Here is a 25,107-nt window from a genome sequence, read left to right on the forward strand (position 1 = left end):
TGAATGAGTGCGATCAGCCTCTCCCCTCTTTCCACAAGCTGGAGCCCGTCAGGAAATTCCACCCAAGCATCGGTGACGGCCTCTGCGCAGGTCTCTTCACGCGTGCCGCTAGCGAGCGCCGTATCGCCGGACGTGACCCGCAACAGCGTCACAAACTTCACTCCATCTGCCATCCCGGAAGCCGTGCCTTCGACGATGGGTGACACCCGGTTTCTGCACGTTACCCAGTGGCCCTCGGTGATGGAGTCGATCGACATCACCTACGAAGCAATCGCCCCATCGCAGACCAGCAGCCGACAAATGCAGGTATGGGAGCAGACACCGACGACCGCTGTGGATCAGATCATCGGCCGAAACGCGAGCGCCACGACGGAAAAGGCGCGGTTTGCCGGTTTGGGGTCCGCCCTGATAGAGCAGGCCGCCCGCACCGGCTCGAGCTACCGTCAGACGGTGGTGAACCTGGGTGCAGTGAGTTCGCCCGACAAAATTCAAGGCAAGGCTACTGGCGCTATGTGGGGCATTCAATCCAGCCCCAGCGCCAGTGCGACATTTGCCATCACCACTCAATCTGGCGCCACGGTGCGGATCTCCATAGCCGACCAGCGGGAGCAACGCGCCACAGGCTCTGGCATCGCTGTGCAGATCGAGGTGGATGGCAACCTTACGCAGCAGGAAAAGGACGCACTCCAATCTCTGGCAGAAGGTTTCGATCTTGCTATCGAGGGCTTGACGGCTGAATCCCCTGTGCTGCGGCTGGACGGTCTGCTGAAGTTCGATAGCAAGCTCTTCACCAAGCTGGAATTCAAGGTGGATATCTATGGGGTGGACCAGGATGGCGTCCGCATCCTGAAGCTCGGTGCCAACATCAGCGCAGACGCCAAAACCCGCGAGATTGAACTCAAGAGCCCTGAAGGCACCGTAAGAATGAAAACCGATTTGCGGCAGCCCGCGCTATGGGGCACCGCAGACCAGAAGGCCTACGCCGTGCGACAGTACCTCAGCCGCATCGACAAGGCAGCAGAGCGCGGGCATGCAGACAGCGGCTTGGTTGACCTGTTCAAGTCCAGCTTCGCCGCCCTGAACGGCGGCTATGAATCGGCAAACTCCCCTGGGAGGTCAGGCAGCGCCAGTATCAGCATTGGCGACCCGGTCGATCTGACGCGCGACGCCAACGCCTTCAGTGAAGGCGACAAGAGCCTGCTCACCGGCCTGGCGGACTTTGATGCATCGATTACCGCAACCCGCCGTGCGTCCAATCCGCGCCGCACCAAAGAGGTTGACACCTTCGAATACACACTCAAACAGTCCACTCAGATCTCCGGCTCATCCCCCAGCAACCGCGGCTTCACCCAGACCCAGTCCGCCAAGCTTTCTGCTGCCTATCACCAATCGCTGCACTCAAGAGCAGCACCAAAGTTGACATCAGACTCTGCAACCCAGAACTATTCCTACGAAAAGGTGGAAGACAGCAGCAGCACGCAGGTAGAGCTAGGCTACGAGAAGGATGAGCCTGTGCGCGCACTGATCACGCAGGCCGCCTCGCAATCGCTGCATGTCCTCAAGGTGGAAAACAACAAGATCACCGAGAACACGGCAGAGCCAGCTCATGTGCAGTCAAAGCAGACAGATTTGCTGCCCTTGCTGAAGCAATTGAAACGGCAGCAGGATGCGAACCAGTTGACGGATGACGAGAAACAAAAGCAGCTGCAGGAATGGGGCGGAATGGTGCTGGGAAGCTTGGCCACGGATTAGCACCTCTGAAAAATTTCGTTGACGCAGCGCCCGTGCGTTCTCTGCTGCGCAAACTGACAAAGACGCCGAACACCCGCGCTAACCCGTTCGATCCGCCGAGAGCATCTTTCGAAGTTCTGTCTTTGGCACTTTGCCATAGCTGTTCTTGGGCAAAGCCTGCACAAAGCGGTACAGCCGAGGGCGCTTGAAACGGGCTATATGGGCCAGGCACAGCGCGTCCAGTGCATCCGGGCTCACGCCCTCCTCCGCCACCACAAAGGCCACAGGCACCTCGCCCCATTCCGCATCGAGCTGCCCCACCACGGCCACCTCGCGCACCTGGGGGTGCAGCAGAAGCACCTCCTCCACCTCGCGCGGGTAGATGTTGGAGCCGCCAGAGATGATCACGTCCTTGGAGCGGTCCTTGAGGGTGAGGAAACCATCGGCATCCAGCGCGCCCATGTCGCCGGTGTAGAGCCAGCCATCGCGCAGCGTCTGCGCCGTGGCTTCGGGGTTGTTCCAGTAGCCGGGCATGACGGTGTCGCCGCGCACCACCACCTCCCCGGTCTCGCCTGCGGGCATCGGCTGGCCTGCAGCATCGACCACACGCACCTCCACCAGCGACTGCGCCACGCCGACCGATACCATGCGCTCGGCCCAGCGCGGCTGGTTGCGGTCGGCCAGCTGGGCGCGCGACAGGGCGGTGATCGTCATGGGGCTTTCGCCCTGGCCGTAGATCTGCACGAAGCGGTTGCCGATCACGGCCAGCGCGTTGCGCAGGTCGTCGGCATACATGGGACCGCCACCGTAGACGATGGTCTTGAAGCCGCTCACGTCGGCACCCGTGGCGCGCACATGGTCCACCAGGCGGTGCACCATGGTGGGCGCAGCAAACAACGTGAGCTGGCCCACGCTGGCCGCAAGCTGCACCAGCTCCGCAGACTCAAAGCCACCCGACAGCGGCACCACATGCCGCCCGCCGCGCAACACCTGGGCGTAGTTGTAGAGGCCCGCTCCGTGCGACATGGGCGCGGCGTAGACCATGGCGTCGCCGGGCAGCACATCGTCCACGTCGGTGAAGTAGCAGGCCGTCATGGCCAGCAGGTTGCGGTGGGTCTGCATCACCCCCTTCGGGCGGCCAGTGGTGCCGGAGGTGTAGAACAGTGAGGCGACATCCTCGGGTGCGCGATCACAAACGTCCATGGGCGCGTGCGTGACAGCGGCGCGGTACGCTTCGGAGCCAAACACCAGCAGACCAGCATCCGCCGCCCCTGCCTCGCGCGCGGCTGGGGCCAACGCCTGCGATGCCAGCACCACACGCGCGCCGGAGTCGGCCAGCACGTAGGCCAGTTCTTTGGCATGCAGCTTGTAGTTGACCGGCACCGACACGGCCCCGGCCCACACGATGGCGTGCAGGGCCTCCAGGTACTCGGGCGCATTGGCGGCGTAGATGGCCACTCGGTCACCGGGGGCCACGCCGCATTGCGTGTGCAGATAGGCGGCCAAGGCGGCGGCGCGTGCGCCCAGGTCGCCGTAGGACCACAGCACGTCACTCCCCTGGAGTACAGCGGGCTGGTGGGCTTGCAGCAAAGCACTGCGGCGCAGCAGGTGGGCGATGTTCATAGTGTGCACTCCACAACAAGGGGATTTTTCAGGGTCGGCCGCCTCAACAGCCGTGGAGACCTGTTGGCACTGTAGGCACGCCGGGCGCTGGCGCACAGTCGCCAAAATACCCAAGGGATAACCCGGCCCGGCCCCGAAACACCCGGTTACCACGCGCGCCCAAATCCCCACAGGCTGTGGCGTTGAAACCCCGTTGCCTAGACTGCATCTGATCCCATGCGCGCGGCCAGCCCACCCAGGCAAGCGCCCCACCGTTTTTACCCAACGCCTTGCAGGCAACACCCCATGAACCTGGACCAGCAAAAATCCATTCTCACCATCGCCCTCCTGGCCGCGTTTGCGGACGGCAACAAGGACGACGCCGAGCGCGAAGAGATCCGCCGCATTGCCCAGTCGCTCGCGGGCGACGCAGGCATGGCGGACCTTCCACGCATCTACCAGGACGTGCTGCTCCGGCGCACCAGCGTGCAGGCGGCGGTGCAGGCCCTGAGCGACCCCATGCACCGCCAGCTGGCCTACGAGATGGCGGTGTGTGTGTGTGATGTGGATGGCCGCCAGACGGCGGCAGAACGCGAGTTTCTGAACGGCTTGAAGACGGCGCTGCAGCTGGGCGCACCGCAGACCGACGCGTTTGACCGGGAAGCCGATGCGATCGTGGATGTGGCGGAAAAGGCCGTGCCTTTATCCATGCCTGTGTCCGCGCCTATCGCGTTCCCAGGGGCAGCCGCAACGGCAACAGCCGCCGCAGCCCCCAGCAGTGCTTCGGATGCCGAGCTGGACAAATCCATCCTCAACTATGCACTGCTCAACGGTGCGCTGGAGCTGCTGCCGCAGTCCTGGGCGTCAATGGCCATCATCCCGATGCAGGTGAAGATGGTGTACGGCATTGGCAAGGCCCATGGCGTAGAGCTGGACCAGGGCCACATCAAGGAGTTCATCGCCGCTGCGGGCGTGGGCATGACGTCCCAGTACCTGGAACAGTTTGGCCGCAAGCTGCTCGGCGGCTTGCTGGGCAAAGCGGCGGGCCGGACCATCGGCGGGCTGGGCAGCGCCGCCACCGGCATGGCGTTTTCGTTTGCCACCACCTACGCGCTGGGGCAGGTGGCCAAGCGCTACTACGCCGGGGGCCGGGTCATGAGCACGGCCATGCTGCGCGATACCTTCCAGAACCTGCTGGGCCCCGCCAAGCAGATGCAGTCGCAGTACCTGCCGCAGATCCAGCAAAAGGCCGCCACGCTGGACGCGGGGAAGATCATGGCGATGGTGCGCGGTGCCTGACACGCCACAGCCACTGCGGAAAACGCTATATTATTAATAGCTACCAGCGCTTAATAGACAAGCGCCAGAGGCCATTTTTAATCAAAATCCAGTGGCGAGGCCCGCGTGGGCCAAACGCAATCAGGCCAGAGCGTTGCGCCCGCGCTGACCCGCGCGCAAACCAGGTGGCGCAAACATCGGCCCATGACAGAATCGGCCCATGCTCGACCACACGGACCCTGTCGCCTCCATCATCCCGGCCATGTCGCTTGACTCACCGTCCGACAACGCCATGACGGCGCTGTCCCGGCTGGCACTGGGACCCGTGAACACGGCCTACTACATGGCCGTTTTCGAGCGCTTTGACAACACGGGCCGCACCACCACCACCTGGAACTGGGCGGCCTGCCTTGCCACCCTCAACTGGATGCTGTTCCGGCAGCTGTGGACGCCAGCGCTGGTCTACCTGGCGGCGGCCGAAGGGCTGGCGCTCATCGTGTATGGCATCGGCCGGACATTCTTGCAATGGCCGCCGGGCGTGGAACTGGGCGTGCTGGGGGCCTTTGCAATGCTGGCCTTTGCGGTGCCGGGCCTGTATGGCAACGCCATCCTGTATGCCGACATCCGCAAACGGGTGGCCCGCGCGCTGGCGGCCTCACGCACGCTGCCCGAGGCCTGTGTGCTGCTGGAGAGGCAGGCCAGCTCACGCAAGCGGCTGCAGGCACTGGTGCTGGCCAACCTGGTGCTGGTGGCCGCAGCCGCGCTGGCATATCTGGTATGGGCCCCTTCAGACACCAAGCCGCTGGCCCTGGAGCCCGCCGTAACGGTGGCGCAAGCCACGGCGGCGGCGTCCCGGCCCAGCGCAGCGGCTTCTGCACCAGCCGCTGCCATTACGGCGGCGCCTTCACCAGCACCAGCACCGGCACCCGTACCTGTTCCGGTTCCTGCGCAAGAGCCCCCTACCCCCGCCCTTCCCGCCACCACCGCCTCGGCTCCTGACCCAGCGAAACCGGCAGCGGCCCCGCCCACCGTCAAGCCTGCGGCCACGGCAAACCCAGCGCCAAAGGCCGCAGCACCAGCCAGCACGCCAGCGCGATCCTCGGAGGCCAACCGCCCCGCTCCGGCTGCGGCCTCTGCAGCCTCCACGGTGTCCAAAACGCCCTCTTCAGCGCCCGCCACGGCTGCCCCCAAGCCCTCTGCAAAGACAACGCCCCCCGCCGAGCCCGCCAGCCGCGCGGCCTCGGCAGCCAAGGCCAAAACGCCCAAAGCCTCCGCTTCGGCCGCTGCGCCAGCATCCTCAGCCCCTCTCCCCACCGTGGGCACGGCGGCGGGCTACTACATCAACGTGGGGCTGTTTGCCGACGAAGCCAACGCCCGCAAGGCCCAGGCCCGCCTGCTCAACGAAGGGCTACCCGCCTTTCGCCAAGAGCTGAACAACGCCAAGGGCCGCCGCATCCGCGTGCGCGTGGGGCCCTATGAAAGCCGGGCGAAGGCAGAGGCCGCGGCCGCGTCGATCCGGGCGATGGCGCTGGAAGCTGTGGTTTTCAAGCAATGAGATGGGTACCTCGTATCTTGAGCTCTTTGGAGGTGGCGGCTGCGCGGTGCCTGCATCCCTCGTCGCGCAGCGCCTGATTGGTAAAAATTAGCTGTTCCATTCGATAGGAAACACATAACATATGTAACAACAGGTTATCTTCACATTCCAAATCAGGGGTCACGCATGTCTTTCGCGAAGTCGCTTTCCAAAGTGTTGGCAGTAGGGGTTTTGGCACCGATCATGGTGGCTGGCGCACAGGTCGACGATGTGGGGGGTATCGCATCCGGCGGAAGCGTGTCCATGCCGAGCCCTATGGTCGCAGCGGCCATCAGCGCGGGCTCCCTGTCCCTGACAGGCGGAGAATCCACCATGTCACCCCGTTTTTTCCGCTCAGGTACGCCGGGTGATGCCTGCTCAACGTTCAGTTCAGGTAACTTTCAATACACGACGGTTCCCTTCCAGACCAATGGCAGCGGTTCATTGCGGGCCATCGTCGATCCGCAAACCTGCGGCACAGGCGTTTTTGTAACGTTCCACGTCGGCGCCTTCAATCCATCCAGCATCTGTAGCGGGTATCAGTGGTCCTTCGGCTCTTCGCAGGCCTTTGACCAAACCTTCTCGGTCCCGGCGAACACCGCCATGACCATGGTTCTTTCTGGCGTGGCCAATGCCCCCGGGGTGAACTGCGGCCCGGTTACGTATTCCCTGGACGGAACAGGCGGTGCCGCGTCGTCCATTCCCGTCAACAACCCATGGGCGATGGTGGTTCTTGCAGCATTGGTCGGCGTTGCGGGCTGGAGACTTCGCAGTTCTCGCCAGGCTTGATGGACTGAGCGGCCCCCTCTCGGGTGCATAGGGGCGCGCGGCCCTGCCTTCATCAACTCCTGGAGTCTGCTGCCACCCAGCCCAGGATCTTTTCAATCACCCAGCCAGGGTCGTCCAGCGGCAGATCATGCCCGGCCCAAGGATGGACCGCCACGGACACATGCCAGGCATTGGCGATGGCTTGCGAGCACCGGCCATGCACCAACCCATCCTCGCGGCTTGCCAGCAGCAGCATGTTGGCCAAGGGGGGCTTCTTTGGAGCGCGGTAGCGGGCCGCAGCCGCTAACTGGCGCAATGTGTTGGCAGCCGACACCGGGCGCTGCCTGCGTATCGCAACCCAGCCTGGCACCACCTGCTGTCGGTGCAGCGCGCGGTTGCTGGTCAGGCGCAAGACCTCCTGCTCCACCTGTTCCGACGGACTCCCTCCGAAAGCGAGGCGCAGCAATGCGGCGTAATTGCGTGGCCGCAGCCGTTGGTAGAAGGGGCTAAAAGGCCGCAGGCTGGTGTTGATCAACACACAGCCCACCAGCTCCTCAGGCGCCACCCGCGCCCACTCGGTCGCCACCATGGCGCCCAGCGACATGGCCAGCACCCGAAAAGGTGGCCGCACACCTTGCGCGGCCATCTGGGCACGGCAGGCGTCCACCATGCCCCGCACCGTGGCGGGCGACACGGCCCGGTGCAGCAGGCCATTGCCAGGCAAGTCTTGCACCACAACGCGGGCACCCGGCAGGGCGTGCTCGAACGCTTCGACAAACGCGCCCCAGTGCGCGGCCTCGCGCGTGAGGCCTCTGAGCAGAATCCATGGATGGTGCATGGGGAACACCTCTTCAGTACCACGCGGCCAGGGCATCCGCCCTGCGCTGCGCCCGCGCTTCGGGAGCTGGCACCCAGCGCTCGTGGCTACAGGCCGCGCGGGCCAGAAAATCGAGCAGTGACAGATGGCGCCGCAGCACCCGCTGCTGGCGGTGGTTGATGAGCGGGTTGAAGATGCCGTTGCGCGAAAACAGCTGGCGCGGGTTCTTCTTGATCCACAGCCACGACCCCATCTCCAGCGTGAGCGGCAGGAAGGTGTGTGTGGGCGCCTCGCGGCAGGCCTGCAGGTACAGGTGGTCCCACAGGTCGCCGTGCGCCAGGTACTGGGCGCTTTGCGGCTCGATGACGTACTGGTGGTGGCTGTGGGCCTGCAGAAAGATCTCCTGCAGCGCATGCAACTCGGCCAGGTGCGCAATGGGCTTGCGCGTGTGGGCAAACGGAAACCACAGGCGGTCACGCACGCCAAACCCCGAATGGCAGTCGATGGCCATGCTGAACGGCCGCGCCAGCAACTCCTGGGCCACCACCTCGCACAGCGCCTGGCTTTCGGCCTCCATGGCATCGCCCGCGCGCCCCCGGTACCAAGGCAGCCCCGCACTGATGCGTTGCCCGCCGATCCAGGGCGGCACGCGGTCCGTGGCATCGACCGGTGCATTGCGCATGAGGTCCACCCCGCGCGGATTGGCGCGTGTGGCGGCCCACATGCCACCCGGGTTGACCACCGGCATGAAAACCAGGCGCATCTGCTCCAGCTGGCGGTGCAGCGTGGTGTCCCACTGCAGCCGCATGACCACGTTCTGCAAGTAGGCGATGACCACCTCGGCGCCGATGCGCTCCAGCCCATGCACGCCTCCGAAAAAGCCGATGGCAGGCACGTCCAGCGACGGGTTGCCCACGCCGATGGCATGGATCGGAAAGCTGTGGCCCGACGCCAGCTGCACCTGCCGAACCACCTGCACCTGCAGATGGGGTGCCCCCAGCTCGATGATTTTTTCGAGCGCCAGCAACTCGGGCAGCGTGTTCATGGTGGATGGCGATGGAGGCGTGGGACCGTGCAGCAAGGCGATAGGCAGCAAGCATAGCCCCGGCCCGCACGCGCCAACAGCGCCATGACGCATCTGTGTGAATTCGGCGAAACGACTCGGAACTGTCACACAAGCGCGTTAACTTGCCCGCAGACACAACCCTTCGAAGAGGCACATGATCATGCTCTGGAGATTGCTCGGACTGCAGCGGCTGCTGGATGAACTCTTCGATGCCCCGGGCTGGCCCAGCTTCGATTTGCCCAGCCCCGACGGATGGACCCACTATGAAGACGCAGCCGCAGCGCAGGACTGAGGTGCACCGCATCGCCCTGCTGTGCGGCACCCTCGGTTGTGCGCTGGCCTGGGGTCTGGTGGAGTTGCTGGCGCTGCAGCGCCAGCGCTACCACCAGTGGCGCCAACGCCACGAGACCCCTGCGCACCGCTGACGCAGCAGCAAGACGGACACATGCGTGCATGCATGTATGCGAGCGCGTGATCGCACGCAGCACACACGGCCTTCAGCAGACGCCAACTGCGCACGGCCCCTCATTCCCAGCGTCTCTCTACAGCCCTTCTCAGAAGCCTCTAATGCTGGCGGGTCTTCGTTTTTGCACGGTATGCCGCAGTCGCACCTAAAATTGCGCACCTTCCCTTCATTGGGGGGAGGCATATTGCAACTCTGAACAAAGAAGAATCACCATCATGGCAACTGCAAAAAAGACTCCAGCGCCCGCGAAGAAGGCCGTCAAGGCGGCAGCACCTGCTGCTGCAAAGAAGGCGGCACCTGCCGCCAAGAAGGCTGCAGCCCCCGCAGCGAAGAAGGCCGCCGCACCAGTGGCCAAGCCTGTTGCTGCAGGCATCAAGCCGATCAAGACCGCCTTCAACAAGACCACGCTGATCGCCCACCTGGCCGAGCAGGCTGGTGTGGAACCCAAGGCCACCAAGGCCGTGCTGGCCGCACTCGAAGCCACCATCCTGGGTTCGGTGCACAAGAAGGGCTCTGGCGAATTCACGCTGCCCGGCCTCATGAAAATCGGCCTGCAGCAAATCCCCGCCAAGAAGAAGCGCTTCGGCAAAGACCCCTTCACCGGTGAAGAGCGCTGGTTCCCCGCCAAGCCTGCAGCCGTGAAGATCAAGACCCGCGCGCTGAAGAAGCTCAAGGACGCCACGGTCTGATCTCAGCCGTTGCGAAGGGCGTGACGGGGTGATGCCCCATCATTCCTTCTCAGCAAGAAAAGGACCCGTTGCCCAAGGCAGCGGGTCCTTTTTTACGGGTGGATTCGAAAAGCCGCAGAAGGCGCTGCCACGGTACCCCGTCAGATTGAGATCACGTTGGGGGCAGCAGGGCTGGCATGCAGCAGCTCGACCTGCGCAGCCCGCCGCGCCAGCACCGCGCCCTGGTTGATGTAGCCCTTGTCGGTGATTTCTCCAGCATCGGGGTCGGGCGGCGTCGCCATCACCAGTGCACGCGCAGGGCACTGCGATGAACCCGCGCCAGCAGTGCGGCGGGCCTGCATGACACCACGCAGGGCGTCGTCCAGCCGCGCGCGGTCCGCTGCACCGGCGACAGAGGGAAACACCAGCATGCCCACTTCGTCCCGGTTGTGGCCCGTAAGCACGATGTCCTGCACCAGGGGTGCCAACTCGGACACCAGCTCCACCCGCAGCGTGCCCACCGACACCCAGCTCCCGCTGGAGAGCTTGAAATCCTCAGCCACCCGGCCGTTGAAGACCACGCCACACTCCGGCCGCACAGGGTCCACCAGGTATCCCGCGTCACCGATGCGGTAGAAGCCATCGCTGTCAAACGCGGCGGCCGTCTCGGAGGGTGCATTGCGGTAGCCCGGAAACACCGATACACCCTTGACCCGCATTTCGAGCTTGCTGCCGTTGGGCACCAGCTTGAGTTCAAGCCCGGGCAACGGCGCACCGATACAGCCAGCGCCGTCCATGCGCCAGTGGGCGCTGGTCACTGCGGGCGATGTCTCCGTGGATCCCCAGGACGTGGTCAGCCACAGCGGCGACGCGGGCCGCACGCGTGCTGCCACGGCCTCCAGCCGCTGCCAGGTGGAAGGGGCCAGCGCTGCCGCGGCATAGAACGCCAGGCGCATGCGCGAGAGGATTTCAGCGGCCAGCGCGGCGTCTGCCTCCAGAAACGGCAACAGCATGTCGAAACCACGCGGAACATTGAAGAGCATCGTCGGCTTCACATCGCGCAGGTTGCGCACCGTCTTCTCGATAAGCCCTGGCACGGGCCGCCCTTCATCGATGTAGAGCGCGCCCCCATGGCACAGCACCATGTTGAGGTTGTGGTTGCCGCCAAAGGTGTGGCTCCACGGCAGCCAGTCCACCAGCACAGGCTTTTCGTGGGCCAGGAACCGCCAGGTCTGGGCCATCATCTGCTGGTTGGCGCACAGCATGCGGTGGGTGTTGATGACCACCTTGGGATGGCCCGTGGAGCCCGACGTCAACAGGTACTTGGCAGGGTCGTCGGGCTGGATGGCCTCAAACGCCTGCGACACGGCCGGGCTTTCTAGGCCCGCCAGCAGTTGAGCAAAAGGCAAGGCGCCAGGCACGGCCTCGGCATGGCGACTGAAGACCTTGACGGTATCGGACGCGTACCCCGCCAGGGCGGGCGCGTAGACCGAGGCGTCCGATGCATAAACCAGCGAAGGCTCCAGCACCGCAAGCATGCTGTGCAGGCGGCCCGGGTCACGGGATCGTGCATAGGCGCTCGACAAGGAACAGGGCGCGATGCCCACATGCATCGCCGCCAGCATGAGCACCGCGTGGTCCACCGCGTTGTCGGAAAGAATGGCGATGGGGCGGCCCGCCGGCAGCTTCAGGTCCAGCAATGACTGCGCAACGGCGCCCACAGCCTGGCGCAATTCGCCATAGGTCAGGGTGCGCCAGTGCTCGGCCGTCTCGTCACGCTCCGCCAAGGCCAGCGCGTGGGGTGTCTCGCGCGCCCACTGCTCCACCCATTCACCGATGCAGCGCGCATACGCGCCCAGCGCCACGGGGGAACGCAATACGAACGAGCCGTCGTCCTGATGGACCAGCACCGTGGCGGGCGGTGCGATTTGATTTTCATCGCCAAGAAATTCGGGGTGCATGGTGTGGGTGGTCTCTCGTGTTCTTGGGGCAGCAACAAAAATGGGCAACACAGCGCTAACCAGCGGCGCGGCGGTGCGCAACACCACTGCTGGAAGCGCTTGGTTGAACCCGTCGAATAAACCCATGCGGCAGGACCGCACGGTGCAATAGCGGATTCAGACCGGCGAACAAAACCCAGCGAAGCGGTTCTGGCCGGGCGCTGCGTCGCAGGCAGTACGGGTAGTACGGCAAGACGCGGCAACAACGCCAGCAGGGTTCAGTTGGCCGCTCTCAGTCCAGGACGCGGGCATCTTGCTTGGCACGCAGAAGGTCTACCAGCAAGGCGTCGCGTGCAGCCACCAGCTCCGCACTGGTTCTCCCTCCAAGCGCCTGCGTAACGCCGTCAGCGACACGGCTTTGCAGCGCTGGCGTCATCTGCGGAGCCCCCAGGTCCTGCCACCAGTCTTCGATGGGGCCGCCGAGGTGCGCGAGCAAATGGGCGATTCCACCTTCGCCGCCGGAGAGGTGCAAGTTCATGAAAGGCCCCATCAGCGCCCAGCGCAGCCCCGGGCCATGGGCAATGGCGGTGTCGATGTCGCTCACACTGGCAACCCCCTCGTGGACCAGATGAAACGCCTCCCGCCACAGCGCCGCCTGCAGGCGGTTGGCAATGTGCCCCTTGATTTCGCGCCGAACATGGATGGGGCGCTTACCGATGGCGGTGTAGAAATCCATCGCGGTAGTGATCGCCTGGGCCGATGTCTTTTCGCCTCCTCCCACCTCCACCAGCGGGATCATGTGCGGGGGGTTGAACGGATGGCCCAGCACCACGCGCTCCGGGTGTTTGCACTGGGCCTGCATGGCCGTAACAGACAGCCCTGAAGAGCTGGAAGCCAGGATGGCATGCGACGGGGCGGCTTCGTCTATGCGGCGCAGCAGATCCACCTTGAAGTCCAGCCGCTCCGGCCCGTTTTCCTGCACGAAGTCCGCCTGCCCCACGGCGTCCTCCAGCCGAGCATGAAAGTGCAGCCTTGCCGTGCTGACGCCCGGCGCAAGCCCTTGCCGTTGGAGCACCGGCCAGTGCTGTGCCACGGCATCGTGCAGGCGCTGCTCGCCCCCCGGAGAAGGATCGTGGGCATCCACGTCCAGCCCGCGGGCGAGAAAGTACGCAGCCCAGCTTGCACCAATGACGCCAGTGGCGACCACCGCCACCCGGTTCACGGAAGCATCCATGTCCGTGCCCTTCAGGACTCGGCCGTGAAGCCGATCTTCTTGACCAGAGGCCCCCATCGATCTGCCTCCGCCTGTTGCGATGCGGCCATCTCTGCGGCGGTGGAGCCCTTGGCAATCAGGCCCACCACAGCCAGGCTGTCGATCACCGACTTTTCCTTGATCGCCATGTTGATGGCAGCGTTGGCGGCTGCAACCACGCTGGCCGGTGTCTTGGCGGGTGCGTAGAAGCCAAACCACTCCTCGGTCGTCAGCTCGGGGAAGCCCTGCTCCGCAAAGGTGGGCACCTCGGGCGAAAACGGCGAACGCGCCTGGCCAGAGGTGGCGATCAACCGCAGCTTGCCCGCCTTGTGGTTGGGAATGAAGTCGCCGCTGGGCGTCACCATGGAGGCAATCTGCCCACCCACCACATCGGTCACACCGGGAATGGAGCCCCGGTAGGGCACATGCTTGAGGTCCACACCGTTGTTCAGCCCCAGCAGCGCACCGATGAAATGGGGGGTAGAGCCCGCCGCTGGCGAGCCGTAGTTGGCCTGCCCCGGGTTCGCCTTGGCCCAGGCCAGGAAGTCCTTCACGTTCTTCACCGAGGCTGGCACCAGCGGCCCCACGGCCAGCCCATGGTGCATAACGGCGGCGATGGACACCGCCACGAAGTCTTTCGTGGGGTCGTAACTGAGTTTGCTGTAGATGTGCGGATAGATGGACGTGCAGGAAAACGGCGACAGCGTGAGCACGCTGCCATCGGTGGGGGCGCCCTTGAGCGCCTCCAGCGCAATGCGCCCGCCGGCACCGGGCTTGTTCTCCACCACGGCGACATTGCGGGTATACGACGAACCCGCCAGCTTCTCACCCACCCTGCGCGCCACGCTGTCACCCGCGCTGCCCGCCGGGAAGCCGTAGAAAATCTTCACCTGCTCCAGCGTCTGGGCCATCGCGCTCCAGGGAGTCAGTGTCCCCAGCGCGGTTGCATAGCCCAGGTGGTTCATGAATTGGCGGCGTGTCTGCATCATCTGTCTCCTCTTTCTTGGTGGGTGAAATCGCAACAACTCAATCGATCGCAAAGGCGGGGCGAACGCCGCCTGCGCGGGGCAGACCCATGAGGGCGCGGGCCTCTGCCGGCGAAGCGGGCTCCATGTCCAGCTCCCGAATGATGCGCACGATGCGCTCCGTCAGCTGCACATTGGTGGCCAGTTCGCCCTGGCGGAAATACAGGTTGTCCTCCAGCCCCACGCGGGCATGCCCACCCAGCAGCAGCGCCGCCACATTGGCTTCGAGCTGCGAGGGGCCGATGCCACTCACGCAAAAGATGCTGTTGCGCGGCAGTGTGTCCACCATCATCTGCAGGTAGCGCGGCGAATACGGCATGGCGTTCTGGAAGCTGCGGTGCACGTTCATCACGAGGTTGATGAAATGCGGGCCCTCGTCGTGCCCCTCATCGATCAAGGTGGTGGCATCCTGCAGGATGTGTGTCGGGCTGAACACCTCCCACTCGGGCTTGATGCCGCGTGCCTTCATGCCCAGTGCCAGTTCACGCCCTTTGCTGAGCGGGGTGTCCATGAGGATCTCGCGGCCGTCAAAGCTCAGGTTGAGCGTGGTGGCATCCAGGGTGCACATCTCGGCCCCCGCATCCATGCCCTTGATGCGCTCTTCCCAGGCGATCTCCCAGCGGTCACCGGACAGCGGCCGCACCATGTCGCCATGCACACCACCGCCGGTAGAGTTGTTGATGACGATGTCGCAGCCTTTGGCCCGGATGCGGGTGTTGATGTCGCGGTAGATATCTGCGTTGCAAGTGGCGCCGTCATCCGGGCGCCGCGCATGGATGGCCACCACGCTGGCCCCTGCGTTCCAGCACCGCTGCACATCGTCGGCAATTTCACCGGGCTGGGTGGGCAGGTGCGGGTTCTGCGACTTGTGGGCCATGCCACCGGTGGGAGCGATGGTGACGATGACTTTGCGCTTTGTCATGACATGGACTGGTGGAAAATGGTAATGCACCCATTATTTTTTTTAGCGTCTGCATACTCAGTCATCGCGATGACATTTGGACTCAGGGTATACGAGGACGCCTTTCTCCTTCACTCTGGAGCCTCACACCATGCTGGTCAAGCTGGCGCCGCCGACGGTCGCCGATCTGCTGAAAAACTCAGCCTGGTTTCCCTTGCTGGACGAGAGCGCACAGCGACGCGTCCTGGACGACCTGCGTGAAGTCGAAGTGGCCCAGGGCAGCGCCCTGTGCCGGCGCGGCGACGTCCCCCTGCACTGGTATGGTGCCGTTGAAGGACTGCTCAAGTGGACGGTGACCTCGGACAACGGGCGCTCGGTGACCCTCGGCGGTCTTTCTGCAGGCAGCTGGTTTGGTGAAGGAACCCTGCTGCGTGGCGTGCCGCGTACGGCGGACATCATCGCGCTGCGCCCCAGCCGGGTTGCGCTTTTACCCGTGGACACCTTTGAATGGCTGCACGCCACCCAGCGCAGTTTTGACCACTTTCTGCTGCGCCAGATCAACGAGCGCATGCACTGGTTTCTGGGCAATTTCACGGCCCACCACCTGCTGGACACGGACAGCCAGGTGGCGCGGGCGCTGGCAGGTCTTTTCCATCCCTGGCTGCACCCTGGCAGCGACCCTCACCTGCAGGTATCGCAGGAGGAAATCGCCAATCTGTCCGGTGTCTCGCGCCAGCGCTGCAACGCTGCACTCAAGCGCCTGGAGGCCGAGGGTGTGCTGCAGATCGAGTACGGCGGTATCACCGTGGTGAACCTGGAAGAACTGCGCCGCAGAGTGGAATAAGGGCCGGCGCGGCGTTCGATGGGCGCAGGTGCAGGCCTATCGGGTGTTCACGGATTTCGGCCTGCTGCCATCACGAACACCAAGGTCGCAGCGATCACATCGTCGGAACGATCGCGGTGGGGTGAATGCGCGCAATCGGACAGTTCCAGCAGCTGCGTTCCGGGCACACGGGCGGCAATACCGTGGATCTGGGCCAGCGTGCCGTACTCGTCATTGAGCCCCTGCACAGCCAGCACGGGCACACACACGGTGCCCAGCTCTTTTTCGATGTTCCACGCGCGAAATGTCGGGTCGAGCCAGATGCGGTTCCAGCCCCAGAAAGCGGAGTCCGGGTCGTCGTGGTAACGGCCCAGCTTGCGAGGCAGGTCGGTGGTCTCGTAGGCATCCCGCGCCTGCTCGATGTTCTGGATGGTCACGTCCTCCACAAAGAGGTGGGGCGCCAACACCACCAGACCGCTGACCCTCTGCGGGAACATCGATGCGTACAGCAAGGCAATGGATGCGCCATCACTGTGGCCAAAAAACCAGGGCGGCTCGTTAACGCCCACAGCCTCCAAAAAAGCAGGCAATACCTCCCGGGCCTGTCGGTGCATGAAGTCCACACCCCAGGCTTCATCGGGCGCCCGTGGGGTGGAACGCCCATACCCCGGCCGCGAGAACACCAGACCCCGAAAGCCCCCCGCCTCGCACAGCTGCTGCGGGAAGTCCTTCCACATCGCCAGCGACCCCAGCCCCTCGTGCAGGAACACCACCAAAGGTGCAGACCGGCGCTCTGGCGCAATCCACTGGTATTCCACCCGCACTGGCCGACCTCGCCAGTCAATGGCGGCCCATTCGCTGCCCCCGCTGGTACCGCCGCGGATGCCCCCGTTCACGCCCGGGCCTCCAGCTCGCGCAGCCTAAAACGCTGGATTTTGCCCGTGGCGGTCTTGGGCAACTCCGGTACGAACTCGATGAAACGCGGGTACTTGTAGGGCGCGAGTTTCTCCTTCACGAAGGCTTTGAGCTCGTCCTGCGTCGCGGCCTTGCCATCCTTGAGCACCACAAACGCCTTCGTCTTGGTAAGGCCGTCTGCGTCCTGCTTGCCGATCACGGCGGCCTCCAGCACGGCGGTGTGCTGCATCAGCGTGGCCTCCACCTCGAACGGCGAGACGTAGATGCCGCTGACCTTGAGCATGTCGTCGCTGCGGCCTGCGTAGGTGTAATAGCCGTCCGCGTCGCGCACATACTTGTCGCCGCTTTTGGTCCACCCGCCCTGGAAGGTGTCGCGCGTCTTCTCGCGGTTGTTCCAGTACATCAAAGCAGCGCTGGGGCCTCGGATGTAGAGGTCGCCCACCTCGCCGTCGGGCACGCTCTGGCCGTCCTCGCCACGCAGTTGCACCTCGTAGCCCGGCACGGGCTTGCCGGTGGTGCCATAACGGATGTCGCCCGGGCGGTTGGACAAAAAGATGTGCAGCATCTCGGTGGAGCCAATGCCATCGATGATGTCGCAGCCAAAGTGCGCCTTGAAGCGCTGCGCGATCTCTGCGGGCAGCGCCTCGCCTGCCGAGGAGCACATGCGCAACGCCACCGCCGCACGCGCTGGCAACCGGGGTGATGCGAGCATGCCCGCGAAGCCTGTAGGCGCGCCAAAAAACACCGTGGGCTGGTGGTCCACCCAGCGCTTGAAGGTGGCATCGGGCGTGGGCCGCTCGGCCATCAGCACCACAGTGGCGCCCACGGACAGCGGGAAGGTGAGCGCATTGCCCAGGCCGTAGGCGAAGTACAGCTTTGCGGCTGAGAAACAGACGTCCTGCTGGGTGAGGCCGAGCACCGGCTTGCCATACAGCTCGGCCGTCCACCACAGGTTGCCGTGGGTGTGCACCGTGCCCTTGGGCTTGCCCGTAGAGCCCGACGAATAAAGCCAGAAGCCCGGGTCGTCCGCGCCGGTGGGCGCTGGTGCGGCCAACGGAGACGCACTGTTCAAGGCCGCTTCCAGATCGCGGGCGCCCGCATGCAGCTTGCCCACCGGCAGCGATACCAGCAGCGTGCCCACTTCATGAGGACCGCGCGCCATGGCCTTGGACAATACAGGCAGCAAGGCCCCCGATACCAGCGCCGCCTGCGCCCGGCTGTGCGCCAGCATGTAGGCATAGTCATCCGCGGTCAGCAGGGTGTTGACCGCCACCGGCACCACCCCTGCATACAGGCAGCCCAGAAAGCACACGGGCCAGTCGCTGGTGTCGTGCATCAGCAGCAGCACCCTCTCTTCGCGCCGCACCCCCGCCTCAGCCAGCACGCTGGCCAGCCGCCGGGCGCGGTCTTCCAGATCGCCATAGCGCAGGTGGCCCCGGTCGTCGATGTAGGCCGTGCGCTCGGCATGCGCCCGGTTCAGGTCGAACAGATGTTCGGCGAAATTGAATCGCTCTGGCAGGCTGCTCATGGGGATGACTCCGTATTGTTCTGGGCAATTCACAGGCCTTGGCAGGCCTCATAGACCGAGCGATGCCAACACACCTGGGCTGGCTTGCACCGCACTGCGCTGGTGGTAAAAGTCGAGCGCACGCAAGCCGCCCAGCTCTGCACCACCACCAGCGCGCCCCGGCCCCCCGTGCTGCGACATGGGCATCACATTGCCGTGCCCTGTGTGAGCCTGCGCCACATCGGGTGTGACGACATGCACACGCCCGTGGCTCGCGGCCAGCTGCACGGCCGCAGCTGCCAAGGCTGCCTCGTCAGCACCAAACAGCGAGGTCACCAGCGATCCTTGGCCCCTGTGCGCCAGCGCCAGGGCATGGTCCAGGTCACGGTAGGGCAGTAGCGTGGCGACAGGGCCGAATACTTCCATGTCATGCACCGCAGATGCCGCATCGGCATCGCGCGCACCCAGCAGCACCGGCCCCATGCAGGCCGCCACGGCAGGGTCGGCATCCACCAGCGGGCATGCTCGGCCATCGTGCAGCAGGTCGGTGTGGGCGCTCAAAGCGGCCAGACCTTCGCGCACCGCGTGCAGTTGCGCGGCGCTGACCAGGGAACCCATGCGCACGCTCTCGTTGCGCGGGTTGCCCACGCTGATGCCTGCGAGCTTGGCACCGATGGCCTCGGCCGCAGCGTCGTATACCGCAGCGGGCACCAAAACGCGGCGGATCGCCGTGCACTTCTGCCCGGACTTGACCGTCATCTCGCGCACCACCTCACGCACCAGCAGGTTGAAGGCATCGCTGCCCACGGTGGCATCGGGCAGCAGGATGGCAGAGTTCAGGCTGTCGGCCTCGATATTGGCCCGCACCGAGCGGTGCGCCACGGCCGGGTGCGACCGGATGACAGCCGCAGTTTCCGCCGAGCCCGTGAAGGAGACCACATCGAAAGGCTGCAGCTGGTCCATCAAACCCGCAGAGCTGCCCGCGATGACCGACAGCGCGCCCACGGGCAGCACACCCGCATCGATCACATCCTTGACCATGCGCTGCGTGAGCCAGGCCGTGGCGGTGGCGGGCTTGACGATCACCGGGACGCCAGACAGCAGCGCAGGCGCCGCCTTCTCCCACAGCCCCCAGGCGGGAAAGTTGAAGGCGTTGATGAACAGCGCCAAACCCCGCGTGGGCACCTGCAGGTGCTGCGACAAAAAGACCGGCTCCTTGCCCAGCTTGACCGCGTCGCCATCGCGCAGCACCCGCACATCACCCAGCGCATCGCCCCACCGCGCATACTGGCCCAGGGTGAAGATGCCGCCGTCGATGTCCACCGCCGAATCGTTCTTCACCGTGCCAGAGTTGGCGGTTGCAATGTCGTAGTAACTCTCACGGTGTGCCTGCAGTACCTTCACCACCGCCGCCAGTAGCGCGGCCCGCTCACGGTAGGTCATGGCGCGCAAGGCGGCGCCGCCGCGATCCCGTGCAAAGGCAAAGGCTTCCGGCAGATCCAGCCCCGTGCAATCGACGCGCACCAGCGCGTCGCCCAACACCGGGTCGCTGAGCACGGTGCCCGGGCCGTTTCCGGTTTGCCAGCGTCCAGCGGCAAAGTTGGCCAGAAGTTCAGTCATGCAGGTCTTTCAATAAAAGGGATCGGGATGGCGAGAAGCGCGAGAAAGAAGGGACCGCTTTAACGTGTGAACTGGATCTGCCCTTCCGGCAGCAGATAGAGCACCAGCGCACGCCCTTGAGCCACCGTGGGGCGGTGGGCGCTGGCCGGTGGATAGACGCACCACCCAGCGGGGTGCCCGTCGAAGGTGGCACCGGCCGTGAGCGGCATGATCAAATCGATTTCCCCCAGAGGGTGGCTGTGGTGAGGGCCCGCAATGTCCTGCATGTCCACCACATCGACGGAAAAGCGGTGCAATGCATCGTCAGCCTTGAAGACGCGGCCGTAGCGGATGCCGCCACCTTCGCGGTCGCACAGCCACCCCTCTTTCACGCCCACCAGGCAGGCCGCTTTGAGCCCTGCATAGGCAGCGCTGTCAGGCCCGTGGGTCTGGTTGAGCCAGTCCTGCAGTTCGGAATCCAGAGGTCGCCCGGCGATCTGCGCGGTCAGATCCACCATGGCTTGATGAAATGCGGCTTTGTGGGGCATGGCTTCTCGGGGGCTAGGAAAATGGGGGCCCGCACACCTTTTTGATCTGTATCCTTGTGGATTTTTCAGATGTGCAGTATTTTGCTTGCACATGAACGATAGTTAATGCATGGCCGAATGTCAAGCACTATAGTGCATAAATTGTTTTCGCCGAAGGGGTGGAAAAGCGCCGTGGTGAGGCGCCCCTGAGCGCGCTCGACCTGCCAATACCCACCAATACCCGCCAATGGGCTGTAAGAACCTGTTCCAAGAAAGATGGGCATGACCGAACAAGAAGACGCAGAAACCGCGCTCTCCACGCCTGCCGACAACATGCCGGGGGCTGCGGAAGAGGCCAAGAATCCCCTGCTGGTCGCGCTGGGCGAGCGCGTGCGCAACCTGCGCGCACAGCGCGGCCTCACGCGCAAGGCCGTGGCGGTGGCGGCCGACGTGTCCGAGCGGCACCTGGCCAACCTCGAATACGGCACCGGCAACGCGTCCATCCTGGTGCTTCAGCAAGTGGCAGGCGCCCTGCACTGCTCGCTGGCCGAGCTGGTGGGCGACTTCACCACACGCTCGCCGGAATGGCTGCTGATCCGGGAGCTGCTGGAGCACCGCAGCGAGCCCGAGCTGCGCCGTGCGCGGCTGGCGCTGCACGAACTGTTGAGCGGCGGTGGCAGCGACACGGCACGCCATAGGCGCATCGCACTCATTGGCTTGCGGGGCGCGGGCAAATCCACCCTGGGCCCCCTGCTGGCGCGCGACCTGGACGTGCCCTTTATTGAGCTGAGCCGCGAGATCGAAACCCTGGCGGGCTGCAGCGTGCGGGAGATCCACGACCTGTACGGCACCACGGCCTACCGCCGCTACGAACGCCGCGCCCTCGAAGAAACCGTGCAGATCCACAGCGAAGTGGTTATCGCCACGCCCGGTGGCATCGTCTCGGACCCCGCCACCTTCAACGAGCTGCTCGCGCACTGCACCACCGTGTGGCTGCGCGCCGCGCCCGAGGAACACATGGGCCGCGTGCTGGCCCAGGGCGATATGCGCCCCATGGCCGCCAGCAAGGAGGCCATGGACGACCTGCGCCGCATCCTGGAAGGGCGCGCGGCCTTCTATTCCAAAGCCGACCTCACCATCGACACCTCCGGGAGCAGCCTGGAAGAAAGCCTGCAGCAACTGCGCACCGGAGTGCGCAAGCTGATGACCGCCCGGCCAGGCTGACCTCCTCTCCACCACCAGCTAACAGCCCCGAAGCTCTCCGGGGCTGCCGCGACGTGGTTTGAGAAAAATCCTCAGAAAACAGCGACATGCATTGACTTGCCTATTGATATGCACGATGATGCACATCAGCGACGCATTAAATGCACTATTATTCCTGTTAGCAGATGGATGGAGACCCCATGACCACACCCGCCCCCACCCGCGTGGACTACCGCACCGATCCGACCCAATACCGCCACTGGGCGCTGGCCGTAGACGGCCCGGTGGCGCGCCTGTCGCTCGACATCGCCGAAGACGGTGGCATCCGCCCCGGCTACAAGCTCAAGCTCAACAGCTATGACCTGGGTGTGGACATCGAGCTACACGACGCACTCAACCGCATCCGCTTCGAGCACCCTACGGTGCGCACCGTCATCGTCACCAGCGCCAAGGACCGCATCTTTTGCTCGGGCGCCAACATCTTCATGCTGGGTGTCTCCAGCCACGCCTGGAAGGTGAACTTCTGCAAATTCACGAACGAGACGCGCAACGGCATCGAGGATTCGTCCAAACACTCGGGCCTGAAGTTCGTCGCCGCCGTGAATGGCGCATGCGCGGGCGGTGGCTACGAGCTGGCCCTGGCCTGCGACGAGATCGTGCTGGTGGACGACCGCTCGTCGGCCGTGTCTTTGCCAGAAGTGCCGCTCCTGGGCGTGCTGCCCGGCACCGGCGGCCTGACCCGCGTGACCGACAAGCGCCATGTGCGCCACGACCTGGCCGACATCTTCTGCACCAGCGTGGAAGGTGTGCGCGGCCAGCGCGCGGTGGATTGGCGCCTGGTGGACCGCATCGCCAAGCCCGCGCAATTTGCCGCCGCCGTCGATGAAACCGCCGCACGCCTGGCCGAAGGCAGCCCCCGCCCCACCAGTGCGCAGGGCGTGGCCCTGACCCGCGTGGAGCGCGAAGAAAGCGCCGACAGCCTGCGCTACGCACACGTCAGCGTGGACATCGACCGCACCCGCCGCACCGCCACGCTCACGCTGAAGGCCCCCACCGGCGCGCAACCGACGGACATCGCTGGCATCGAAGCCGCAGGCGCCGCCTGGTGGCCGCTGGCCCTGGCGCGCCAGCTGGACGACGCCATCCTGAACCTGCGCACCAACGAGCTCGATATCGGCACCTGGCTGCTCAAGACCGAAGGTGATGCCCACGCCGTGCTGGCCAGCGATGCCACGCTGATCGCGCACCAGGACCACTGGCTCGTGCGCGAAACCATTGGCGCACTGCGCCGCACCTTTGCGCGGCTGGATGTGTCGTCGCGCAGCCTGTTTGCGCTGGTCGAATCCGGCTCGGCCTTTGCAGGCTCCTTGGCAGAACTGGCGTTTGCGGCCGACCGCACCTACATGCTCGCCCTGCCCGACGATGCCGAGCGCGCGCCCAAGATCACGCTCAACGAATTCAACTTCGGCCTGCTGCCGATGGTGAACGACCAGAGCCGCCTGCAACGCCGCTTTTACGAAGAAGCCACGCCCATGGAGGCAGCCCGCTCGGCCGCCGGCAAGCCACTGGACGCCGATGCCGCTCTGGCACTCGGCCTGGTCACCGCCGCCCCAGATGACATCGACTGGGACGACGAGATCCGCATCGCCATCGAAGAACGCGCGGCCATGTCGCCCGACTCGCTCACCGGGCTGGAGGCCAATCTGCGCTTTGCCAGCAAGGAGAACATGAACACCCGCATCTTCGGCCGCCTGACCGCCTGGCAGAACTGGATCTTCAACCGCCCGAACGCCGTGGGCGACAAAGGCGCGCTCAAGGTCTATGGCACGGGCCAGAAAGCCGGTTTCGACTTGAATCGCGTCTAGCCCCAACCCCGACCGTTCGGTTTTCCATCCAACGAGGAGACATCCATGAGCACCATCAACTACAGCGAGAAGATCCCCAACAACGTCAACCTCGGCGAAGACCGCACGTTGCAGCGCGCGCTCGAAGGCTGGCAGCCCAACTTCATCAACTGGTGGGACGACGTGGGCCCCGAGGGCTCCACCAACCACGAGGTGTACCTGCGCACCGCCGTGAGCGTGGACCCCAACGGCTGGGCGCAGTTCGGCCACGTGAAGATGCGCGACTACCGCTGGGGCATCTTTTTGAACCCCGGTGACACCAACCGCGAAATCCACTTTGGTGACCACAAGGGCGAAAAGGCCTGGCAGGACGTGCCCGGCGAGCACCGCGCCAACCTGCGCCGCATCATCGTGACGCAGGGCGACACCGAGCCCGCCTCGGTCGAGCAGCAGCGCCACCTGGGCCTGACGGCGCCCAGCATGTACGACCTGCGCAACCTGTTCCAGATCAATGTGGAAGAAGGCCGCCACCTGTGGGCCATGGTCTACCTGCTGCACAAGCACTTTGGCCGCGACGGCCGCGAAGAGGCCGAGGCACTGCTGCAGCGCACCTCGGGCGACGTGGACAACCCACGCATCCTGGGCGCGTTCAACGAGAAGACGCCCGACTGGCTGGCGTTCTTCATGTTCACCTACTTCACCGACCGTGACGGCAAGTTCCAGCTGGCAGCGCTGGCCGAGAGTGCCTTCGACCCGCTGGCGCGCACCACCAAGTTCATGCTGACCGAAGAGGCGCACCACATGTTTGTGGGCGAAAGCGGCATCTCGCGCGTGCTCAGCCGCACCGCGCAGGTAATGAACGACCTCAAGACCGACGACCCCGCCCGGGTGCGCGCGGCCGGTGCCATCGACCTGCCTACCATCCAGCGTTACCTGAACTTCCACTACAGCGTAACCATCGACCTGTTCGGTGCCGACCAGTCCAGCAACGCCGCCACGTTCTATAGCTCCGGCCTCAAGGGCCGCTACGAAGAGGGCAAGCGGAGTGACGACCACATCCTCAAGGGCCAGACCTACAAGGTGCTGGAAGTTGTCAACGGCCAGTTGCAGGAGAAGGAAGTGCCCATGCTCAACGCCTTGAACGAGGTGCTGCGCGACGACTTCATCAAGGACTCGATGGCGGGCGTAGGCCGCTGGAACAAGGTGCTGGAAAAGGCCGGCATCCCCACGCGCCTGGCCGTGCCACACAAGGCCTTCAACCGCCAGATCGGGGCGCTGGCTGGCATCAAGATGTCACCCGACGGCCGCGTGGTGAGCGAAACCGAATGGACAGCCCGCAAGGCCGAGTGGCTGCCCACGCCCGAGGACTTTGCCTTCGTTGCCTCGCTGATGGGGCGCGTGGTGGAGCCCGGCAAGTTTGCGGGCTGGATCGCGCCGCCGGTCATGGGCATCAACCGCCAGCCCGTCGATTTCGAATACGTGCGGTTTGGTTGATCCCCCTGAGCCGCTGCGCGTTTTCCCCCTGAAGGGGACGCCTCCAGCGGCCCGGCAAAGCCGGTTCCGTGGTGGCACTGGCATCAGGTCGCGCCACTGGTTACCGCT

Annotated in this window: 22 protein-coding genes; 11 read left to right on the forward strand and 11 right to left on the reverse strand. The window is 64.8% G+C overall.

Features of this window, described 5'->3' with window-relative positions:
- Positions 1-3 precede the first annotated feature (3 nt).
- Complete coding sequence (locus C8C94_RS14075) at positions 4-1,752, forward strand: hypothetical protein (RefSeq protein ID WP_147433263.1); 1,749 nt, start codon at positions 4-6, stop codon at positions 1,750-1,752.
- Between the two features lie 78 nt (positions 1,753-1,830).
- Here C8C94_RS14075 and C8C94_RS14080 read toward each other — a convergent pair whose 3' ends face one another.
- Positions 1,831-3,354, reverse strand: coding sequence for an AMP-binding protein (locus C8C94_RS14080; protein WP_121421149.1), 1,524 nt, complete (start codon positions 3,352-3,354; stop codon positions 1,831-1,833).
- Positions 3,355-3,639: 285 nt separating this feature from the next.
- Here C8C94_RS14080 and C8C94_RS14085 point away from each other — a divergent pair, with 285 nt between their 5' ends.
- The 3 genes from C8C94_RS14085 to C8C94_RS25470 all read left to right on the forward strand — a co-directional run bounded on the left by C8C94_RS14085 (position 3,640) and on the right by C8C94_RS25470 (position 6,973).
- On the forward strand, positions 3,640-4,632 hold the full coding sequence (locus C8C94_RS14085; RefSeq protein WP_121421150.1) for a YcjF family protein: 993 nt from the start codon (positions 3,640-3,642) through the stop codon (positions 4,630-4,632).
- Positions 4,633-4,831: 199 nt separating this feature from the next.
- The gene (locus tag C8C94_RS14090; protein ID WP_121421151.1) at positions 4,832-6,166 is read left to right on the forward strand and encodes an SPOR domain-containing protein; all 1,335 of its coding nucleotides are present in this window, start codon (positions 4,832-4,834) and stop codon (positions 6,164-6,166) included.
- Positions 6,167-6,331: 165 nt separating this feature from the next.
- Positions 6,332-6,973: a hypothetical protein gene (locus C8C94_RS25470; protein ID WP_147433264.1), complete on the forward strand. Its 642-nt coding sequence runs from the start codon at positions 6,332-6,334 to the stop codon at positions 6,971-6,973.
- Positions 6,974-7,025: 52 nt separating this feature from the next.
- Here the strand turns inward: C8C94_RS25470 and C8C94_RS14100 are convergent, their stop codons facing one another.
- Entirely contained in the window at positions 7,026-7,790 is a 765-nt protein-coding gene (locus C8C94_RS14100; RefSeq protein WP_233573471.1) for an alpha/beta fold hydrolase, read from the reverse strand.
- Positions 7,791-7,803: 13 nt separating this feature from the next.
- Positions 7,804-8,814, reverse strand: coding sequence for a M14 family zinc carboxypeptidase (locus C8C94_RS14105; protein WP_121421154.1), 1,011 nt, complete (start codon positions 8,812-8,814; stop codon positions 7,804-7,806).
- 181 nt (positions 8,815-8,995) lie between these two features.
- Between C8C94_RS14105 and C8C94_RS25975 the strand changes: the two genes are divergently transcribed.
- The 3 genes from C8C94_RS25975 to C8C94_RS14110 all read left to right on the forward strand — a co-directional run bounded on the left by C8C94_RS25975 (position 8,996) and on the right by C8C94_RS14110 (position 9,990).
- A complete protein-coding gene (locus tag C8C94_RS25975; protein ID WP_255354175.1) occupies positions 8,996-9,127 on the forward strand; it encodes a hypothetical protein in 132 nt (43 codons plus the stop codon).
- Entirely contained in the window at positions 9,099-9,260 is a 162-nt protein-coding gene (locus C8C94_RS25730; RefSeq protein WP_176887027.1) for a hypothetical protein, read from the forward strand. Before C8C94_RS25975 ends, C8C94_RS25730 begins: the two co-directional genes overlap by 29 nt.
- 256 nt (positions 9,261-9,516) lie before the next feature.
- On the forward strand, positions 9,517-9,990 hold the full coding sequence (locus C8C94_RS14110) for an HU family DNA-binding protein (RefSeq protein ID WP_121421155.1): 474 nt from the start codon (positions 9,517-9,519) through the stop codon (positions 9,988-9,990).
- 140 nt (positions 9,991-10,130) lie between these two features.
- Here C8C94_RS14110 and C8C94_RS14115 read toward each other — a convergent pair whose 3' ends face one another.
- The 4 genes from C8C94_RS14115 to C8C94_RS14130 form a co-directional block, all read right to left on the reverse strand.
- A complete protein-coding gene (locus tag C8C94_RS14115) occupies positions 10,131-11,930 on the reverse strand; it encodes a feruloyl-CoA synthase (RefSeq protein ID WP_121421156.1) in 1,800 nt (599 codons plus the stop codon).
- A gap of 271 nt (positions 11,931-12,201) precedes the next feature.
- Complete coding sequence (locus tag C8C94_RS14120) at positions 12,202-13,143, reverse strand: 3-hydroxyacyl-CoA dehydrogenase NAD-binding domain-containing protein (protein ID WP_121421157.1); 942 nt, start codon at positions 13,141-13,143, stop codon at positions 12,202-12,204.
- Positions 13,144-13,154: 11 nt separating this feature from the next.
- Entirely contained in the window at positions 13,155-14,147 is a 993-nt protein-coding gene (locus C8C94_RS14125; RefSeq protein WP_121422864.1) for a Bug family tripartite tricarboxylate transporter substrate binding protein, read from the reverse strand.
- A gap of 40 nt (positions 14,148-14,187) precedes the next feature.
- The gene (locus tag C8C94_RS14130; protein WP_055393320.1) at positions 14,188-15,108 is read right to left on the reverse strand and encodes a 3-keto-5-aminohexanoate cleavage protein; all 921 of its coding nucleotides are present in this window, start codon (positions 15,106-15,108) and stop codon (positions 14,188-14,190) included.
- Positions 15,109-15,238: 130 nt separating this feature from the next.
- On the opposite strand from C8C94_RS14130, the gene C8C94_RS14135 reads away from it, so the two are divergent.
- Complete coding sequence (locus C8C94_RS14135) at positions 15,239-15,931, forward strand: Crp/Fnr family transcriptional regulator (protein WP_055393318.1); 693 nt, start codon at positions 15,239-15,241, stop codon at positions 15,929-15,931.
- 47 nt (positions 15,932-15,978) lie between these two features.
- Here C8C94_RS14135 and C8C94_RS14140 read toward each other — a convergent pair whose 3' ends face one another.
- Genes C8C94_RS14140 through C8C94_RS14155 form a run of 4 tightly spaced genes read right to left on the reverse strand, consistent with a single transcriptional unit; the run spans position 15,979 to position 20,479 of the window.
- Positions 15,979-16,806 (reverse strand): alpha/beta fold hydrolase, encoded by an 828-nt coding sequence (locus C8C94_RS14140; RefSeq protein WP_121421158.1) that lies wholly within the window; start codon positions 16,804-16,806, stop codon positions 15,979-15,981.
- Positions 16,803-18,353 (reverse strand): benzoate-CoA ligase family protein, encoded by a 1,551-nt coding sequence (locus C8C94_RS14145; RefSeq protein ID WP_121421159.1) that lies wholly within the window; start codon positions 18,351-18,353, stop codon positions 16,803-16,805. Before C8C94_RS14145 ends, C8C94_RS14140 begins: the two co-directional genes overlap by 4 nt.
- Before the next feature lie 48 nt (positions 18,354-18,401).
- On the reverse strand, positions 18,402-19,952 hold the full coding sequence (locus C8C94_RS14150) for a 3,4-dehydroadipyl-CoA semialdehyde dehydrogenase (protein WP_121421160.1): 1,551 nt from the start codon (positions 19,950-19,952) through the stop codon (positions 18,402-18,404).
- Between the two features lie 59 nt (positions 19,953-20,011).
- Positions 20,012-20,479 carry a DUF4863 family protein gene (locus C8C94_RS14155; RefSeq protein WP_121421161.1) on the reverse strand — a complete coding sequence of 156 codons (468 nt, stop codon included), beginning with the start codon at positions 20,477-20,479 and terminating at the stop codon, positions 20,012-20,014.
- Positions 20,480-20,740: 261 nt separating this feature from the next.
- Here C8C94_RS14155 and C8C94_RS14160 point away from each other — a divergent pair, with 261 nt between their 5' ends.
- From C8C94_RS14160 to boxB, 3 genes are all read left to right on the forward strand, one after another.
- Positions 20,741-21,682 carry a helix-turn-helix transcriptional regulator gene (locus C8C94_RS14160; RefSeq protein ID WP_121422865.1) on the forward strand — a complete coding sequence of 314 codons (942 nt, stop codon included), beginning with the start codon at positions 20,741-20,743 and terminating at the stop codon, positions 21,680-21,682.
- Positions 21,683-21,861: 179 nt separating this feature from the next.
- The gene (gene boxC, locus C8C94_RS14165; protein ID WP_121421162.1) at positions 21,862-23,526 is read left to right on the forward strand and encodes a 2,3-epoxybenzoyl-CoA dihydrolase; all 1,665 of its coding nucleotides are present in this window, start codon (positions 21,862-21,864) and stop codon (positions 23,524-23,526) included.
- Positions 23,527-23,571: 45 nt separating this feature from the next.
- Entirely contained in the window at positions 23,572-24,999 is a 1,428-nt protein-coding gene (gene boxB, locus C8C94_RS14170; RefSeq protein ID WP_121421163.1) for a benzoyl-CoA 2,3-epoxidase subunit BoxB, read from the forward strand.
- The last annotated feature ends 108 nt before the right edge of the window (positions 25,000-25,107 follow it).

It is taken from the genome of Acidovorax sp. 94 (genome assembly GCF_003634645.1).
Taxonomy (GTDB): Bacteria; Pseudomonadota; Gammaproteobacteria; order Burkholderiales; family Burkholderiaceae_C; genus Acidovorax; species Acidovorax facilis.